Origin of the sequence: Paenibacillus anseongensis (genome assembly GCF_009757995.1) — a bacterium.
In the GTDB taxonomy this organism is placed as follows: Bacteria; Bacillota; Bacilli; order Paenibacillales; family NBRC-103111; genus Paenibacillus_E; species Paenibacillus_E chondroitinus.
In genome coordinates this window covers 98405-118072 of the sequence record NZ_WSEM01000007.1, presented here as the reverse complement: position 1 = coordinate 118072, position 19668 = coordinate 98405, and the positions used below count along the sequence as shown (strand labels likewise).

Annotated in this window: 8 protein-coding genes; all 8 read left to right on the top strand. The window is 43.1% G+C overall.

Features of this window, described 5'->3' with window-relative positions; genetic code table 11:
* The first annotated feature begins 37 nt into the window (after positions 1–37).
* The 8 genes from GON05_RS07560 to GON05_RS07525 all read left to right on the top strand — a co-directional run bounded on the left by GON05_RS07560 (position 38) and on the right by GON05_RS07525 (position 19446).
* Positions 38–2086 (top strand): DUF5693 family protein, encoded by a 2049-nt coding sequence (locus GON05_RS07560; RefSeq protein ID WP_309492365.1) that lies wholly within the window; start codon positions 38–40, stop codon positions 2084–2086.
* Entirely contained in the window at positions 2062–3171 is a 1110-nt protein-coding gene (gene csaB / locus GON05_RS07555) for a polysaccharide pyruvyl transferase CsaB (protein ID WP_157318550.1), read from the top strand. Before GON05_RS07560 ends, csaB begins: the two co-directional genes overlap by 25 nt.
* Before the next feature lie 51 nt (positions 3172–3222).
* A complete protein-coding gene (locus tag GON05_RS07550) occupies positions 3223–4008 on the top strand; it encodes a WecB/TagA/CpsF family glycosyltransferase (RefSeq protein ID WP_157318549.1) in 786 nt (261 codons plus the stop codon).
* 132 nt (positions 4009–4140) lie between these two features.
* Positions 4141–5250: a glycosyltransferase family 4 protein gene (locus GON05_RS07545; protein ID WP_157318548.1), complete on the top strand. Its 1110-nt coding sequence runs from the start codon at positions 4141–4143 to the stop codon at positions 5248–5250.
* 265 nt (positions 5251–5515) lie between these two features.
* Positions 5516–9397 carry an S-layer homology domain-containing protein gene (locus GON05_RS07540; protein WP_181646571.1) on the top strand — a complete coding sequence of 1294 codons (3882 nt, stop codon included), beginning with the start codon at positions 5516–5518 and terminating at the stop codon, positions 9395–9397.
* 389 nt (positions 9398–9786) lie between these two features.
* Positions 9787–12876, top strand: a complete 3090-nt coding sequence (locus tag GON05_RS07535) for an S-layer homology domain-containing protein (protein ID WP_157318546.1) — start codon at positions 9787–9789, stop codon at positions 12874–12876.
* Between the two features lie 244 nt (positions 12877–13120).
* Positions 13121–16096, top strand: coding sequence for an S-layer homology domain-containing protein (locus GON05_RS07530; protein WP_157318545.1), 2976 nt, complete (start codon positions 13121–13123; stop codon positions 16094–16096).
* Between the two features lie 266 nt (positions 16097–16362).
* Positions 16363–19446, top strand: a complete 3084-nt coding sequence (locus GON05_RS07525) for an S-layer homology domain-containing protein (protein WP_157318544.1) — start codon at positions 16363–16365, stop codon at positions 19444–19446.
* Positions 19447–19668 lie beyond the last annotated feature (222 nt).

The window sequence follows — 19668 nt, the reverse complement described above, 5'->3', positions numbered from 1 at the left end:
GGACTAGAAAGTAAATGCTCTAAGGAGTGGACAATTGGTGAATTGGTATAAAACTTGGAATAACCCGCTCAAAAATGTATTATGGTGGCTTGTCATTATCGGCATGTTAGGCTCGCTTCCGCTAGCTTACACGCGTCACCTGACGGAAACTTCGACGAAGAACGTCGAGTTCGTTTTTGACTATCGTGACTTATTGGATATTTCGGATTTACAAACAAACCCGCAGAGCTTCATCGCGCAGCAGCTGAAAAATATGAAGGCCGCTGGCATTGGATCAATGGCCGTGTATGAAAGCACGCTAGGCGAGTTCAAAGAAAGCCGCCACATTGAGATGTATAACTCGAGGGACGCCGCCGCGCTTACGCAAACCTTTGGTGATCCTAATGAGAATTTCACCTATGTGTTGTTCAAGGACAGTGCGACCCAGCAAAAGCTGGAGCCATTAATTCAGAAAACATTTGCTGACCTAAACGTTGGCATTAAACCATGGAGCTTCAAAAACCGTAACGGGCTCATCATTCAAATGAGCATGGACGATGCTTCAATTAAGGGAATGGATCCTGACCCGATTACGCTGCAAATGCTGAAGGATCAAGGTTTCCACATTGTAGTACGCCTATCTAATCGCCGACCTTTCGTCACGAATGAGATGGATAAGTTCCTGAAGCAGCTGCATGATATGGGCGTGAAAAGAATCATTGTCGATGGCAATGAAGTTCCAGGTTATACGGAAGAAGATACGGAAGTTAGCCTTAATAAAATGGCGGATTTGCTGAATAAGAATGGCATCGGTTTAGCCGCAATCGAATTACTGAAAGAGCCTCAGAAGGGTTTCAATACGTTAGCGAAACAGACGAACTATAATGTCGTCCGGCTGCATTCTTTCACGGAGAAAGATGGAGAGAAACTCATGGAGCCGCTGAAAAAGGCCGAGCTGGAAGACCGCATTCAAGGCGTTGCGGATCGCTTCGTGCTTGCGGTGAAAGATCGCAACATCCGGATGGTTTTCTTAAATGCCAAACCGCTGAAGAGTCTGGATAAAGGCAAATTAGTAGACCCTCTGTCCGCCTTGTACGAGAGCTTGCAGGGCAAGGACGGAGCGATTCCGCGCATTGAGAAAGCCGGCTTTACGCTTGGTTCAGCGCAGACATTCGAAGTGCATACAACAGGATGGCAAAAAATCGCTAGCGTCTTTATGTTGATTGGCGGTTTAAGCATCATTGTGCTTATGATTTCTTTCTTCATTCCAGAAGCTACACTTGTGTTTTTTGTGCTTGGACTGCTCGGTCTGGTCGGTTTACATACCTTGTCAGCTAATTTGTATGCACAAGGACTTGCCTTGGGAGCAGCGATTTCCGCTCCAAGTATTGCGATTATGCTGGCGATTCGAACGGTTCGATCGGGGGCTGCAGCGAAGTGGAAATCAGGTCTTGCGTTTGCAATATGGACGCTCATCAAGACATCGGCGATCTCACTTCTTGGTGTCGTCTACGAGGTTGCGCTTCTGAATCACATTACGTATTCGCTTGTTTTACAGCAATTCCGTGGTGTAGGTGCGCTGCATCTACTGCCAATAGCAATCGCAGGTGTGTACTTGCTGTTCTTTAGCGAGAGCAATACCTATAGCGATAAAATTATGCATGTTCGTCGTATCCTTACATCCTTCATTAGCGTATTGTGGATCGTTATTGCGGGAGTTGCCCTGGCTGCTGTTTTCTATTACTTGTCTCGCACGGGTAACGAAGGACAAGCTTCAACGGTGGAAAAACTATTCCGTTCGTTCTTGGAGAACACACTTGGTGTACGCCCGCGTACGAAAGAGTTCTTGGTGGCTCATCCTTTATTCGTTCTCGGCGCATACTTATCTATACGCTATAGACATGCTGTCTACTTGATTTTCATAGGTGTAATTGGGCAGCTTTCCATTGTTGATACCTTTGCTCACTTGCATACACCGCTTCATATTTCTCTCATCCGTATATCCTACGGTATCGGTTTTGGCGCGATTATTGGCCTCGTTCTTATCGCAGCTTGGGAAATCATCACAAGGAGTTGGAAACGATGGGTGCCAAGGTTGTCAAAATAGCGCTATCGGGCTACTACGGTTTCGATAATAGCGGGGATGAGGCTGTGCTTCAATCGATTTTGTTCGCTTTGGAGGAGCAAGGCCGAGAGCAGGGCATTCGTATTGAGCCGATTGTACTTTCCGCGAATCCGGAAAAGACGTCAGCGATGTACGGTGTCCAATCCTATCACCGTATGAGACCAGGCCCACTTCTCAGCGCTCTGCGGGAAGCAGACGGTTTGATCAGCGGCGGTGGGAGCTTATTGCAGGATGCTACAAGCTCCAAGACGATTCCGTATTACTTAGCCGTTTTGAAAATCGCACAGTGGCTTGGGAAGCCTACGTTTATATACTCTCAAGGCATCGGCCCGGTGAACCGCCGGATGTTCGATGGTTGGATCCGCGGCGTGTTCAAACGATGCGCATACATCTCCGTCCGCGATACGGAGTCCGCGGAGCTGCTTGGGAAGATGCGCCTCCCGCGGGAGCGCATCGCCGTCGTGCCCGACCCGGTCATGGGCCTGCCGCTTCGCGGCGAGGCTGGTGCTGGCGGGTCGGCTGAGGGCGCGCGGACGGTGGGCGTGTCCGTCCGCTTCTGGAACGAGGACCGCTCGGAGCTGGAAGCTCTCTCGCGGTCCCTGGCAAAGCTGCTCGCCGCCGATTCTAGCGTGCGGCTGCGGTTCTTGCCCTTCCACCTCCCTTCGGACGAGGTGGCCTCGCAGTTCGTGATCGACCGGTTGGGCGATCACGGGTCGCGGGTGGATATGGTGCCGGGCATCGTCCATCCGCAGGATATGCTCGCGCAGGTCGCGGGTTGCGACCTGCTGATCGGGATGAGGCTGCATTCCTTGATTTATGCAGCCTCGCAGTATGTGCCTATGGTCGGCATCTCGTACGATCCGAAGATCGACCAGTTTCTCCATAGGCTTGGCATGAAAGCTGCCGCATCGACGTCTCGTTTCGATGCGGATGCCTTGGCCCAGGAGGCTGCGTCTCTCCTGGATGGCCGAGAAGCTTGGGCGGCGTCCAAGCGCGCCGCCATCGAGGAGCTTAAGGCGCAGGCCCAGTTCCCTGCGAAAAGCATCGTTTCCTTTTTTAATAAATAAAAAAATCAACCAAAACGTGAAAGCCAACGTCACATAAAGGAAGAGATATCTATGAGCTCAACATCGACAACGACAGCTGGAGTTGTTTCTGCCCAAGCTATACCGAAAGTAAGCATATATGGGGTTCCTGTCTCCAAGATGAGCATGAACCAAACAGTTGCCTACCTATCCAAGGCAATTGAACAAAGACAGCCTCATCAAATCATAACCGCAAACCCGATTATGGTGATGTCGGCGCTGGATGATCCCACCTATATGAGCATGATGCAGCGCGCCGAGCTTATCGTTCCTGATGGAACAGGAGTAGTCTGGGCCGCCAATTATGTTGGAGAGCCTGTCGCAGAGCGGGTCCCAGGTTACGATTTGTTAAATGAGCTGATGAAGGCCGGAGAATCGAAGGGTTGGAAAGTCTATCTGCTCGGTGCTTCTAATGAAGTGATTCAAGCGGCAGCGGACAAAATACGCAAGAATTATCCTGGAATCAAGCTCGTTGGTGTGCGTGACGGTTACTTCAAAGATGAGCAGGATGCCGAAGTGATTCAATCCATTGTAGATGCCGCACCGGACCTTCTATTTGTAGGGAGAGCGGCAGCGAATCAGGAGCCTTGGATCGGCAAATACAAAGGGCAGATCGGCGTTCCGGTTATGATGGGAGTCGGGGGAAGTTTTGATGTTCTTTCGGGCAAGCTAAAAAGAGCACCGGTTGTATTCCAAAAACTACGTCTTGAATGGTTTTACCGCCTGTTACAGGAGCCGTGGCGCTACAAAAGAATGTTATTACTCCCTAAATTCGCGATGAAAGTGATGCGTGACAAAGAGAAAGTCACAAAACCATGAAAATTTTTATGAAAATTGGCTGAAAACGGTCATTTCAGACAAATTTAGCAGTAGTATTTGTGGACAAATGGGAGTATAATTCTCTTCGGCGGATCACCTGCCACCCAAGACAAGAGGAGCTGTGAAGAAGACATGTATGGATTATACGCGATTGGGTTCATCGCTGCCTGCATTATTGCAGTGCTGCTGACACCCCTGGTCAAAAAGTTTGCCTTCTGGGTTGGAGCTGTAGATGCCCCCAACCATCGAAAAGTTCATACGCGAATTATGCCGCGTCTCGGGGGCCTAGCTATCTTCCTTGCCTTCGTCGGAGCTTATTTCGTCGTCTCTCCAGCGCTTGATGCCGTTAACTCCAATGCAGCGTTCGGTTTGCTGCTCGGCGGGTTAGTTATCGTCATCACAGGGGCTTTGGATGACCGTTTTCAACTATCCCCTAAATGGAAGCTTCTTGGGCAGCTGATTGCTGCGTGTATCGTCGTTTCCTTTGGCCTCAAAATCGATCTCGTTAACATTCCTTTCGGAGAGACGAACCTGCCTATCGGTTGGTTGAGTATCCCGATTACGATATTATGGATTGTCGGCGTATCCAATGCCATTAACCTAATTGACGGTCTTGATGGCCTGTCTGCGGGCGTATCTGGTATTGCTACTACTACGATTCTTGTTTTAGCGCTTATGATGAATAATGTAACAGTTATTCTGTTGGCTGTGATCTTACTTGGAAGTATCGTCGGATTCATGTTCTATAACTTCCATCCGGCCAAAATTTTTATGGGCGACTCGGGCGCCTTGTTCCTAGGCTTCGCACTTGCGACACTCTCGATCCTAGGCTTTAAACAAGCAGCCGTTGTCTCGCTTCTAATCCCGATTATGATCCTAGGCGTACCGTTATCGGATACCTTCTTCGCGATTATGCGCCGTTACGTGAATAAATTGCCGATTTCGGCACCGGACAAAAGCCATCTTCATCACTGCTTGCTGCAGCTTGGCTTCAGCCATCGTACAAGCGTACTGATCATTTACGGTATTGCTTCTGTATTCGGCGGCAGCGCGGTTATCTGCTCCGTCTTCATTTCCCAGGATTCGACTTGGGGACTAATCATGATCATTGTTGCTCTATTCCTAGTGATGCTCGTCGGAGCAGAAGCAATCGGCATCATTAGTAAAAGCCGCAAGCCGGTTCTTAACTTCCTGCAAAGACTTGTAGGTAAGACTGTGCAGAGCGACCGCATGGGCAAATAATCAGCACTTATACCTGTTTCACTCCAATCCAACCTTCGGGTTGGATTTTTTTTCTATTTTGTGAACTTCCTTCTTTCTCTAAACAATTGAGAGGTTTTGACCGATAAGAAAGGTACAAGAACTTTTGGCGGTATGCCGCGTCAAATCATGAAGAATGATAGAAGGATTTGGGAGGGATTGTCGAAAGTAAGTTTGTCTAACCGACGGTTAGCAGCATTGCTATGTCAAATGAATGGAATTTAGAGGACATAAGGAGGAACTAGCTTTGAAGACCAAGCAAAGAAATAAGTGGATTAGCATTAGCCTCATGGTTGCCATGTTGTTGGCCTTGCTTCCGCCACTCGGGGCTTCGGCCGCGCCTGTAATTAATATTACGAATTACTACGTACATACTGACCCTAATGATACTACTGTGGTTCAGGATCCTGAGCAATTCCTTGATGCATTGATTCCAAGGATTACGGCAAACCCAATTACGCTAAGTGCAGACATTGGGGGTATTTCAGATGATCAGATTACGAACGTTTTCTATGAAATCAAAAATATGACCACAGGTATTACGACACCAAACAAAACAAATCGCGCCATCAAAAATCCTAATAACAGCAACCAAATCACCTTTGAGAATATTCAATTAACGGAAGGTTTAAATAAAATTGTTGTTAAATACGGAAGCACTTCAACGGTTGATTCTAAGCCGGCTTGGGTGTACTTCACACCGGTATCCAACATCACAAATTTGAAAATCAATGATGTTGATTTCGCAGATGGTGGTATGTACCCAGCAACAGGTCCTTATACGAATCTTACAATTACAGGTAATTCTAATAATGCTTATCAAGTAAATGCTACGGTATCGGGAACTACTTATGAAGCAACTAATTTTTCTGGCGGTATTTTTACATTCTTAACAAACACGGGAAGGGCTTCGGATCTCACCTTAACGCCAGGGGACAATCTAATCACTTTCGTTGCCAAGAACCCGACAAACTATTATACAACGTCAAGAAACTTTATTTATAACAATGGCTTAGGCTTTGCTTATAATGGTAAAGTTCGTTTTAAAGAGGCAGCAGCAGGGAACTCAGACCAAGCATTGGTCAATATCCCTAATTTGGTGAGTTCAACGGATAATAACATTGTTTTTACAGCTGATTTAAAGAACAGTAAAGGAAACATTACGGCAGGTAGCCCAGATTACTTATACGCGGATATCAGCGTTGCGGGAAGTGGGACAACTCTCCGTTATACATTTGCAACAAATTCGACAACCCCTATTGGCGGTTACTTGAATGTTAACCCTAATGTTCCTAGTGGAACGGCTCCTAGCCTGGTTAATCCTGCGACTGTAACAGGTGGAACAGCTTACGATGTTCATCATATTGAAGCAAACCTACCACTCAGCGGTACAACGACTTCACAGGAAATCGACGTTAAATTCGTAACAAGTCTAGGTGGAGAATATACAACTAGATATAATTTTAATTACATTAACCCTACTTTGCCTTACATTGATTACACTGCGCAATACTTTGCTCCACCTACTGGAGTTGGAGCAGGTTATGAAGTTAAGCTTACTGAGCAAGGAACGAATCAAATCAATGAATTCCCTGCTAAACTTAAATTCCATGTGAATGGCAATGCCGATAAAGTGAAAGTAACGATCCCCGGATTTGCAGGCAATGGTGATGTGAACGTTACTGCGGGTGTAGCGGAGATTGATCTTCATGATATACCGGATGGCGCTACCAAGCTGACTTTGGTCCCTTGGAACACGACAACAGGATATAACCAAGCTGGTGCCAAAGTGTATCAGTTGAATATCTCAAGTGCTCCTTACGTCATTGTGAACAGTCTCTATAATGGGAAAGTAGTCAGTAATCCGGCTCAAATCACTTGTGCGAGCGGAGCGGCACCTTGTATTACAGGTAAAATTGTCAATCTGCCTGCATCAAGCTATGGCGATATTGAATTAACTGTGAATGACACAAATATTAATATTCCAGCTGGAGCAATTGACACGGTAACTGGAACTTTCAATATCCCTGCTTCTGCATTGAATCCCCTTTTTGATGCAGATGGTAAGAAAACGATTAAATTCTCACTGTACTTGAAGCCTGCAGGCGTAAAAGTGCTTGTTACACAAACGATTTATGAGATCTTCGTTTTAAGCGATTTCGCACCGCTAGTTGAAGAACTAGCCCTTGATCCAGCTATCACGCCTTTTACACCTAGTTCAGTGCCTGGAGCTTTCCTGACGACGTCTGATAAGCTGCAGCTCTCTGGTACAGTGTTAAACGCAAAATTAAATTCAGCAGATGCTACTTCAACAGCTATTTTATATGTAAGAAGTGTTCCTAATGGTTCCACTCTTACTGTTGGTACTACGCCGCTACTAGCCCAAATCTCTCAAGTGACCAATCCACTGGATGGTAATCAAATTACGACTAAATTCAAAATATCGACTCCTTTAAGTTTGGATGCTTATGGAGATTATGTGTTAGAACTGGTGGCTAAGAATAAGACTGGCCGTACGACAAGCAAAATGATTACTGTTACAAAACAGCCTGTAGATTATCTGCTTCTTCAACCAACGAATTTCGTTAAAAATGCAGATAAGATTGATCAGGCCAATGTAAATACAAATTTCCAAACTGTCGTGATTCAAGCTGATGGAGCAGACTCCATTGTCTATAATAAAACAGAAGCTAAACTTACTGCGCCAGGTATTTTCCGTTTGGATGTACCGAACTTGAAAGCAGGCAAAAATACAGTTAGCTTTGAAGTTATTCGAGGCAGTGCTAAATCAAAAGGTACCTTTATTCTCAATAATCTGAATACACCAATTGAAGGTGCGCAGTATCGTACGAATATTGCAGCTAAAATGAGCCTGTTCGATGGGGATCTTACATTAACTTTCCCGAAAGACACGAAGTTGATGAGAAATGACCGTACACAAACGGAACAATTCATCACATCTGATCGTAAATTAGTGTTTGGGATTGCCAATCAAGATGACGGGCGTGTAGATAAGGCTTCTGAGACTCAAGCCGGCATGCGCTTCCTTCAAGAGCCGACAGGACGATTCAGAGCTGCCAGTAAACTGTTCTGGATTGATGGCGGTTCGATTGATAGTAGTGCAGCAAGTACAAATGCGACGCTTAAAGACGCTCTACAAGGCAGTGGTAACCTACCATCTCCATCGCTACCTGGACCTGGGGAGACGGCGTTTTACTCCCGTTACATTAAAAATCTAGTTATACCTACGGAACGTGGAACGTTAACGTTGAAATACGATGAAGAGATTCGTAATGACTCTTGGAAGTATCTCACTGTGTACCAATTCGGTACGTTCTTGGATCCAAGCGGAACCGGGAACCAATACGTAGGATGGAAGAATATTGGCGGCGTTGTAGATGCCAAATCCCATACGATCAAAGTACCGGTTGAAAATTTCGGCTATTTCCAAGTCATGTATATGGATAACAGCTTTAATGATGTAACGAATCATGACTGGGCCCGCGATTACCTGGATATTCTTTATTCCAAAGGGATTATGAATAACAAGACACCGGGACAGTTCTTGCCGAATGACGCTATTACTCGCGGTGAGTTTGTAACGATGTTGGTTAACATTTTTAATATCCCATTAGTAAATGAAGATACAACCTATCATACTAACGATCCGACCAACCCTAACTTCCAGGGTACTTTCGCGGATGTGCGCAGAGGCCTTGGATTGCCGAATAGCAGCAGTTTGTATGACTTCATGCATATTGAAGCCGGAGCACGGGCGGGTATCGTCAGAGGTAACTCTAACGGCTTGTTCCTTCCGACCAATTCGATTAGCCGTCAAGACGCCGCTGTTATGATCGAAAGAGCAGCAAACATGAAAACCAGCGCGGATTCAGTCAAATCACTTGCTAATCTTAAAAAGCAATTCACAGATGCAGGTGACATGGATACCTATGCACTAGCTTCTATAGAAGCAGTTATTAAAGCAGGACTGATGGATGGCATTGAAAACGCGCCTGTTCAAGGACAGAAGAAGCCAACCTACAGCTTTGATCCAAAGGGCAATATGACCAGAGCGCAAGCTGCGGCGATTGCTAACCGCGTTCTTAAGCAACAGAAGAAAATTCCTTAAATCTTGAATTGAAGTGAACAAAGACTGCTCCGATATAATCGGATGCAGTCTTTTGCTTTTCTTATGGTCAAAAAATCGTTTCAGCTTATCTTAAGCTAACTTTTAGGTTAAATTCAGCTTCTCTACTTATTTAGTTCACAATTAACATGTAAATTGTAAATGTGAGTGATACATGCACAAACCGATAATTATTTCTCTAGTAAATAGAGCCTACTGGAAAATACTTATCAATGAAATTTAGTATATACTCACGTATACTAAGTCGTGTAGCCGAGATGATAGCCGCGGAGCTACATAGAACGGCTGAAAAAATGATTCAAACTGTCGTCCCGTTGGTTATAAGTTTTTATAACAAAAAACTTTAAAATATTAGGAGGAAACAAACCCTTATGAAGAAAACTCTATCCGTAGTCCTTACATCTGCTATGGCTCTTTCCATGTTTTCATCTCTAGCATTCGCAGCAAAATCGTCTGAAGATTTCACAGATCTGAAAGATTTGGATGCTGCTACGAAAGCAAAATTTGATGCGATGATCTCCGCTGGTATCTTCGACGGCGTATCCGAAACAACATTTGGTCTGAAAGACGAAATGAACCGTGCACAATTTGCAAAAGTTGCTGCATTGATCATGGGTCTTGACGTAAATAAAGATTTGAAAACTTCCAGCTTCACTGACGTTAGTGTTGACGATGCAGCTAACGGTTATGCACTTCCTTACATCGAAGCTTTGAAAACTGCTGGTGTAACTGATGGTTATGCAGAAGGTCAATACAACCCAGCTGGTAAAGTAACAAAAGAACAACTGGCTACTTTCTTGGTTCGTGTTCTTGGTCAAGACGATGCAGCTAAAGGTAAAACAGGTACTGATACAACAGTATCCGGCTGGGCACAAGGTTATGTAGCTCTAGCACTTGAATTGAAACTTCTTTCTAACGGTGAAGATGGTACTTTCGGTGGCCAAGCTAACGCAACTCGTGACCTTCTTTTGACAGGTGCTTATGAAGCGAAACAACAATACGTACCAGCTGGTAAAGTCTCCGTAACAGGAGCGAAAGCAACGGGCGCGCAACAAGTAACTGTAACTTTCAACAAACCGGTTGATACAGATAAAGCTACTGTGAGCTTGAAAAAAGGATCTAGCGATGTTGTTACAACTACAAAATTCTCTGATGACAAGAAATCCGCGGTTCTAACATTGACTGATGTGAAAGTAAGCAATGGCGAATACACAGTAACTGTTTCCGGTTTGGATGCAGCTACAGTTGATAAAACATCCGCAACTTTCACAGGTGAAGATGAAGTTCTTACAAAAATCGACTTCGTAAATGCTGGCGACACTATCGCTTATGCAGATAAAACGATCGTAAAAGTTAAAGCTTCTAACCAATACGGTGAGAATGCAACAACAAACGCTGGTTCTTACAACGTGTACACATCTGCTGCAACATTCACTAAAATCACGAAAGATACAGATGGTACTTTGTTGATCACTTTGGATACAGCTAACGAAAGCACAACCCAAGGTGTATCTGTAATCCCAGTAACTGTTGTAAACAATGACAGCCATATCACAGCTACGAAAAACTTCAAATTGGGTACACAACCAATCTTGACAAAACTTGAGCTTGGTGATGCTCGCTACTCCGTAGGCACAGCACTTAACGGTAAAGGCGAAAACGTGAAATTCGACCTTAACCTGTTTGACCAATACGGCGGTACAATCTCTTATGACTCTTTGATGAATGCGACAGTATACAGCAACGGTAACACAAGCACATCTAAATTATTCGGTGAAACAACTGTGATCTGGAACGATTACATCCCAGCTGAAGATGTGAAAACAGAAGTAGAAGATAACGGCAATGACATCCCAGAAGTTAAAATCTCGTTGATCAATGATGTTGATAAAGCTGGTGACTATAACTTCACCGTGTTCAACCAAGCGGCTACAGCAAGCGGTAAAATTTCTGTTCAATCTTCGAAACTTGCAAACAAAGTTGAAATTGGCGAAATGAACGATGTGATCGCGGCTGGTGACACAGAAGTTTATATTCCTGTCGTAGCTTATGATGCAGCTGGTAACCAATTAAGCATGGATGACCTGACTAGCGATGAAAACATCAAACGCATCCAAGTGAACGTTTCTGGTGTCGAAGGTCAAACAACTGCAAGCATCCTTGATTCCGGTGAGCACAAAGGTTCGATTAAACTGAACCAAATTAGCAACAACACTAAAGGTGCAGTATCGATTACAGCGATCATTGCAACAGCGAATGCAAGCAGCACTTCCACAAAAACATTTACAGTTGCTGACGCTCGTGTACCTGATCACTTCAAAGTAGTAACAGATCCTGCGAAATCCGTTGTAAAAGGTGGAGAATCTGATATTGAGCTTGCGGTCATTGACCAATACGGCCAAGTACTTGACGATGCACACTTCACTGATAGCCAAGGCAACAATGCTCCAACGTTCGTTGACGGTTCGAACAACAAGTACCAAGTAAAAGTTGAAGTAACAGCTACAGGTACTGCAGCTGGTACAATCGGCCTGAAAAAAGGTGACGATAACAACAATGCAATTACTTCCGCCATCTTTGGTAAAGGTGAAACTGCTGGTGACTTCGAAGCATTCAATGATGAGTACACACTCTTCACAACAGAAGGTGCTACTGAAGGTGCAAAAGCAGACTACACTGCAACAATCACGAAAAACGGCACTGAGATTTCCAAATTGACAAGAACGATCACAGTTGCTAGCGCAACAGACGACCTAACTTACTCCGTGAACGCCGTTCCAACATTGTTCAACTTTAGCGATAGTGGCGTAGTAGTTGGATCGACTTATGGTACTGATGGTACAGCAATCTCTGCTGATGATCTGAAAGATGTAACGAAATCTCAAGTATTTGCACAAGAAGTTAAACTTACAGCTAAAAACGCTTCTGGCGACACTGTAAAACTTCCAGCTGGTACAATCACAGACATTAAGACATCGAACAATGCAGTTGCAAAAGTAGCGCTTGTTGATGGTAAAGCGTATGTTCTTGGTAACAAAACAGGTACAGCTACATTGAACGTAACGTACAGAACAATTAAAGGTGAAATTAAATCAGCTACTGTTGCAGTAACATCGAAAAATGATGCACTTGCAGTCGATAAAGTTGAAGCAGACAGCACAATGACAGTTGCTACAACTGGTGGCAATGCATTCATCAATCCAGATCTAATTGTTACTGATAACTACGGTGTTGAGTATGAGCAAGAAGATGCACAAAAAGCTAACGGTGTACTCGGCGTAACATTCTCTGCTAACGGCTACTCCGCTAACATTTCTGCAGTATCCATCGATGCGAATGGTAAAATTCAAGTAACGAAAACATCTGATGCTGATGGATCCTTTGATTTAACAATCACATCTCCAAGTGGTAAATCCGATGTTGTCGCAGTAACTGTAACTGGTGCAGCTAATAACAAATAAGATTCACCATTACAAGAAAGAAGGCCAATTGGCCTTCTTTTTTATTTATGTGCTTTGCATAAATGACCATGGTAAATAGTTATCAATGATTTTATCATTAGTCGATAGTATACTAAGTTTGTAGACGAGATGATATACAAGATGATATACGAAATTGATTGCAAGTCACTGCGATTCACTTAAAAAGCTAATCCTAAGGTTTTATAACAAAAAAACTTCAAATATTAGGAGGAAACAAACCTTTATGAAAAAAACACTTTCCGTAGTTCTTACTTCCGCTATGGCTCTTTCCATGTTCTCATCCTTGGCATTCGCAGCGAAATCCTCTGCTGACTTCACAGATTTGAAGGATTTGGATGCCGCTACAAAAGCAAAATTCGATGCGATGATCTCTGCAGGTATTTTCGATGGCGTATCTGAAACAACCTTTGGTTTGAAAGATGAAATGAACCGCGCACAATTTGCAAAAGTTGCTGCATTAATTATGGGTCTTGACGTAAATCAAGATTTGAAAACATCGAGCTTCACTGACGTTAGTGTTGACGATTCAGCCAACGGTTATGCACTTCCTTATATCGAAGCTTTGAAAACAGCTGGTGTAACTGACGGTTATGCGGAAGGTCAATACAACCCGGCAGGTAAAGTAACAAAAGAACAGTTGGCTACTTTCCTGGTACGCGTTCTTGGACAAGACGAAGTTGCTAAAGGTAAAACAGGCACGGACAAAACAGTCTCCGATTGGGCACAAGGTTATGTTGCTTTAGCACTTGAATTGAAACTTCTAACTAATGGCGAAGATGGTACATTTGGCGGCCAAGCTAACGCAACTCGGGATCTTTTATTAACTGGTGCTTATGAAGCAAAACAACAATATGTACCGGCTGGTAAAGTTTCGGTTACTGGTGCGAAAGCAACTGGAGTTCAAAAAGTTGAAGTTACCTTTAACAAGCCTGTTGATGTAGAAAAAACCAAGTTGTCCTTGAAAAAAGGTAACGCTGATGTTGTAACAACTACCGCTTTCGCGGCTGATAAAAAATCTGCGGTTTTAACACTAACAGATGTTAAAATCAGCAATGGTGAGTACACAGTAAATATGAGCGGTCTTGATGAAGCTGCTGTTGATAAAACGACTGCTACTTTTAAAGGCGAAGACGAAGTAATGAAAAACATCGAATTCGTATCCGCAAATGACACGATTGCTTATGCAGATAAAGTTATTGTTAAAGCTAAAGCTGTAAATCAATATGGTGAAGCTGCTTCTACAAATGCAGGTTCTTACGATGTGTACACATCAGCTGCAACATTTACGAAAATAACAAAAGACAATGACGGCACTCTGTTGATCACATTGGATACTAACACAAATGACACGACGCAAGGTGTGACTGTGATTCCAGTAACAATTGTGAATAATGACAGCCATATCACTGTAACAAAAAACTTCAAGCTTGGTACGCAACCAATCTTGACGAAACTTGAGCTTGGCCAACCGCGTTATTCTGTGGGTACTGCTCTGAATGCGAAAGGCGAAAATGTTAAGTTTGATTTGAACTTATATGACCAATATGGTTCTGTTATGTCCTATGAAACACTATCCAGTGAAGACAAGCTTAAAGATACTAGCTTAATCTGGAATGATTATCTTGCGAGCGAAGATGTTAGCTATGTAATGGAAGATAACGGCAACGACATTCCACAAGTGAAAATCTCCTTGCTTAAAGATATTGATAAATCCGGAGATTTCGGCTTCACTGTATTTAACCAAGCGGCAACTGCAACAGGTAAAGTGAGCATTCAATCCGCAAAAGTAGCGACTAAAATAGAAATTGGCGATATGAATGATGTGATTGCATCCGGAGACACGGATGTATATGTTCCATTGATGGCTTATGATGCAAATGGCAAACAACTGAGTGCAGACGATTTGGCAAGCGATGCGAACGCTGAGCGTATTAGAGTTTCAATCTCTGGGGCAACGGGTAGCAGCACAATTGCAACTTCGGGTGAGCACAAGGGTATGATTAAATTAGATAAAATTGATGCAGGTTCTAACGGAGCAGTATCTGTAACAGCAGTTATTGCAACTGCGAATGCTAGCAGCACAGCAACTAAAACGTACACTGTTCACGATGCACGTATTGCGGACCATTTGAAAGAAGTAACAGTGCCAGCTAAAAATGCTGTAGCAGGAGCAACTTCTGATTTTGAGTTCAGCGTGATTGACCAATATGGTCAAGTGTTGGATGATTCCAACTATGTAAATAGCAATGGTTCTGTGGTTCCGACGGCAGAAGGCAATACGAAATATAGCGTCGTCGCAACAGCAGTAACTTATGATGTAAATGGTAATGTTATTGACAATACTACTGCGCATGTTCTTACTCCAAATGGCGACGTATTGACTAAAAATACGTACGAAAAAGGTACTAACGACTACAAAGCTTTCAATGATGAGTTCACTTTTGAAACAACAAGCGCAGCAAAAGAGGGGACTTACGTTAAGTTCACAGCTCAAATTCTTAAAGGCGATCAAGAGATTTCCAAAGTAGAAAGAACACTTACTGTTGTTGGTAAAAATGCAGATTTAACTTATAGTCTTGGAACAGTAGCACCATTGTTCAATGCTATGGACAGTGACGTAGTGAATGACAGTGAATTGGCAATTGCAACAAGCAAATTGTCCCGCGAAGTAAAAATTACAGCTAAAAACGCTGCAGGTGAATCCGTTGAGCTTCCGGCCGTGGCTACACAAATTACAACTTCAAACCCTAGCGTGGCACAGGTTGCGATGGGTACTGGAGAGGATGCAGGTAAAGCTTTTGTAATGGGGAATAAAGAAGGCACTGCAACATTGAGTGTGACTTATCAAACGGTTGACGGTAATGTTAAACAAGCAAGTGTACCTGTAACGGTAAAAAGCGATATGGTTGCTGTAGACAAGTTGGAAGCTGGGGAATCGGAAGCAACGATTTCTACAGGTGCTAATGCTTATACGGTAGCAGATCTGACTGTTACGGATAACTATGGTGTTGAGTACGACAAAGATCAAGCACCGGCATACAACTATTTGATGGGTCTGGCATTCTCCGCGGATCAAGTTAAAGGAAAAGTGGAGATTAGTGCTGACGGAACAATCAAAGCTGATAGTGGCACAACATTTGATTTGATCATCACTTCGCCAAATGGCAAGTCGACTGTAACGTCGGTAATTGTGAAGTAATTATTTTGGAGGAGAAGAAGGCCCTTCGGGGTCTTCTTTTTTTGCATTTTCCTAGTGCGAGCACAGACTAATCTAGCTATCTACTTGGAAAATACTTGTCAATGAATTAATGGTGAGATAATAGTATACTAATTCATGTAGACGAGGTGATAGAAAAAAAGCTATACGAAATTGATAGCAAGCTACTTCGATGTCGTCCCGTTGTCCCGTCGGTTATAAGTTTTTATAACAAAAAACTTTAAAATATTAGGAGGAAACAAACCCTTATGAAGAAAACTCTATCCGTAGTCCTTACATCCGCTATGGCTCTTTCCATGTTTTCGTCTCTTGCATTCGCAGCGAAATCATCTGCTGATTTTACAGATTTGAAAGACCTGGATGCTGCTACAAAAGCGAAATTTGATGCTATGATCTCCGCTGGTATCTTCGACGGCGTATCCGAAACAACATTTGGTCTGAAAGACGAAATGAACCGTGCACAATTTGCAAAAGTTGCTGCATTGATCATGGGTCTTGACGTCAACAAAGATTTGAAAACTTCCAGCTTCACTGACGTTAGTATTGACGATGCAGCTAACGGTTATGCACTTCCTTACATCGAAGCTTTGAAAACAGCTGGCGTAACGGATGGTTATGCAGAAGGTCAATACAACCCAGCTGGTAAAGTAACGAAAGAACAATTGGCTACTTTCTTGGTTCGTGTTCTTGGTCAAGATGAAGCAGCTAAAGGCAAAACTGGTACAGATGCAACAGTATCCGGTTGGGCACAAGGTTATGTAGCATTAGCGCTTGAATTGAAGCTTCTTTCTAATGGTGAAGATGGTACATTCGGCGGTATGGCTAACGCAACTCGCGATCTACTTTTGACAGGTGCTTATGAAGCAAAACAACAATACGTACCAGCTGGTAAAGTTTCAGTAACAGGAGCAAAAGCAACAGGTGCGCAACAAGTAACAGTTACATTCAACAAACCAGTTGACGTTGAAAAAGCGAAACTGACATTGAAAAAAGGATCTAGCGAAGTTGTTACAACAGCGAAATTTGCTGATGACAAGAAATCCGCGGTTCTTACATTGTCTGATGTGAAAGTAAGCAAAGGTGAATACACAGTAACTGTATCTGGTTTGGATGAAGCTTCAATTGATAAAACATCCGCAACTTTCACAGGTGAAGATGAAGTTCTTACAAAAATTGATTTCGTAAATGCTGGCGACACTATCGCTTATGCAGATAAAACGATCGTAAAAGTTAAAGCTTCTAACCAATATGGTGAGAATGCAACAACAAACGCTGGTTCTTACAACGTGTACACTTCTGCTGCAACATTCACTAAAATCACAAAAGATACAGATGGTACTTTGTTGATCACTTTGGATACAGCTAACGAAAACACAACACAAGGTGTATCTGTTGTTCCAGTAACTGTTGTTAACAACGACAGCCACATCACAGCTACGAAAAACTTCAAATTGGGTACACAACCAATCTTGACGAAACTTGAGCTAGGTGATGCTCGCTATTCCGTAGGTACAGCACTAAATGGTAAAGGCGAAAACGTGAAATTCGACCTTAACTTGTTTGACCAATACGGCGGTACAATTTCTTATGACTCTTTGATGAATGCGACAGTATACAGCAAAGACAATACAAGCACGACTAAATTGTTCGGTGACACAACTGTGATCTGGAACGATTACATCCCAGCTGGAGATGTGAAAACAGAGATTGAAGATAACGGTAACGATATCCCGCAAGTTAAGATCTCCTTGAATAAAGATCTTGATAAAGCTGGCGATTACGGCTTCACTGTGTTCAACCAAGCGGCTACAGCAAGCGGTAAAATTTCCGTTCAATCTTCGAAACTTGCAAACAAGGTTGAAATTGGCGAAATGAACGATGTGATCGCGGCCGGCGACAAAGAAGTTTATGTACCAATCGTAGCTTATGATGCAGCTGGTAACCAATTAAGCATGGATGACCTGACTAGCGACGAAAACATCAAACGTATCCAAGTGAACGTTTCTGGTGTTGAAGGTCAAACAACAGCAACCATCCTTGATTCTGGTGAGCACAAAGGCTCCATTAAATTGAACCAAATCAATAACAACACAAAAGGTGCGGTATCCATTACAGCGATCATCGCAACAGCGAATGCAAGCAGCACTTCTACAAAAACATTTACAGTTTCTGACGCTCGTGTACCTGATCACTTCAAAGTAGTTACAGATCCTGCGAAATCTATCGTTAAAGGCGGAACATCTGCAGTTGAGCTAGCGGTAATTGACCAATACGGCCAAGTACTTGACGATGCGAACTTCACAGATAGCCAAGGCAACAATGCTCCAACGTTTGTAGATGGTTCGAACAACAAATATCAAGTAAATGTTAAAGTAACAGCTACAGGTACTGATGCTAGTACGTTTGGTTTGAAAAACCCAGGTGAAAAAGTAATCACTTCTGCTACATTCGGTAAAAATGAAGCAGATGGTGACTTCGAAGCATTCAATGATGAGTTCACACTCTTCACAACAGAGGATGCTAAAGAAGGTGCAAAAGCTGACTACACAGCAACAATCACGAAAAACGGTACTGAGATCTCCAAATTAACAAGAACAATCACAGTTGCTAGCGAAACTGACGATCTGACTTACTCTGTGAACGCTGTTCCAACATTGTTCAACTTTACTGATAGCGGCGTAGTTGTTAAATCTACTTATGGTACTGATGGTAAAGAGATCTCTGCTGATGATCTGAAAGATGTAACGAAATCTCAAGTATTTGCTCGTGAAGTTAAACTTACAGCTAAAAATGCTTCTGGCGACACTGTAAAACTTCCAACTGGTACAATCACAGGCATTACAACATCGAACAATGCTGTTGCAAAAGTAGCGCTTGTTGGTGGTAAAGCATATGTTCTTGGTAACAAAACAGGTACTGCTACATTGAACGTATCTTACAAAACGATTAAAGGCGAAATTAAAACAGCTACTGTTGCAGTAACATCTAAAAATGATGCACTTGCAGTTGATAAAGTTGAAGCAGATAGCACAATGACAGTTGCTACAACTGGCGGCAATGCATTCCTTAACCCAGATCTAATTGTTACAGATAACTATGGCGTTGAGTATGAGCAAGAAGATGCTCAAAAAGCTAACGGCGTTCTGGGCGTAACATTCTCAGCTAGCAGCTACTCCGCAAACGTTACTGGCGTATCGATCGATGCTAATGGTAACATTAAAGTAACAAAAACAAATGGTGATGCAGGATCCTTTGATCTGACAATTACATCTCCAAGTGGTAAATCCGATGTTGTTGCAGTCACTGTAACTGGTGCAGCTAATAACAACTAAGATTAACGATTAAAAAAAGAAGGCCAATTGGCCTTCTTTTTTTGTTTTTACAGATGTACTATGCACAAATTCATTCGTATTTATGTTGGGATGGATCTGTTGTTCTTTCAAAAAATAAAAAAAGTTTTTTTGAATAATCGCAACTTTTTCGAAACCTGTGCGTTTAATACTTTGAAAGCAAGCAAATAATAAAGAGTTAACCAGATTATAGCTAGCCATACA

Excerpts from the sequence above, each read along its gene's own strand:
- GON05_RS07525 (WP_157318544.1), top strand. The coding sequence starts at position 16,363 with ATGAAGAAAACTCTATCCGTAGTCCTTACATCCGCTATGGCTCTTTCC.
- GON05_RS07530 (WP_157318545.1), top strand. The coding sequence starts at position 13,121 with ATGAAAAAAACACTTTCCGTAGTTCTTACTTCCGCTATGGCTCTTTCC.
- GON05_RS07535 (WP_157318546.1), top strand. The coding sequence starts at position 9,787 with ATGAAGAAAACTCTATCCGTAGTCCTTACATCTGCTATGGCTCTTTCC.
- csaB (WP_157318550.1), top strand. The coding sequence starts at position 2,062 with ATGGGTGCCAAGGTTGTCAAAATAGCGCTATCGGGCTACTACGGTTTC.
- GON05_RS07550 (WP_157318549.1), top strand. The coding sequence starts at position 3,223 with ATGAGCTCAACATCGACAACGACAGCTGGAGTTGTTTCTGCCCAAGCT.
- GON05_RS07545 (WP_157318548.1), top strand. The coding sequence starts at position 4,141 with ATGTATGGATTATACGCGATTGGGTTCATCGCTGCCTGCATTATTGCA.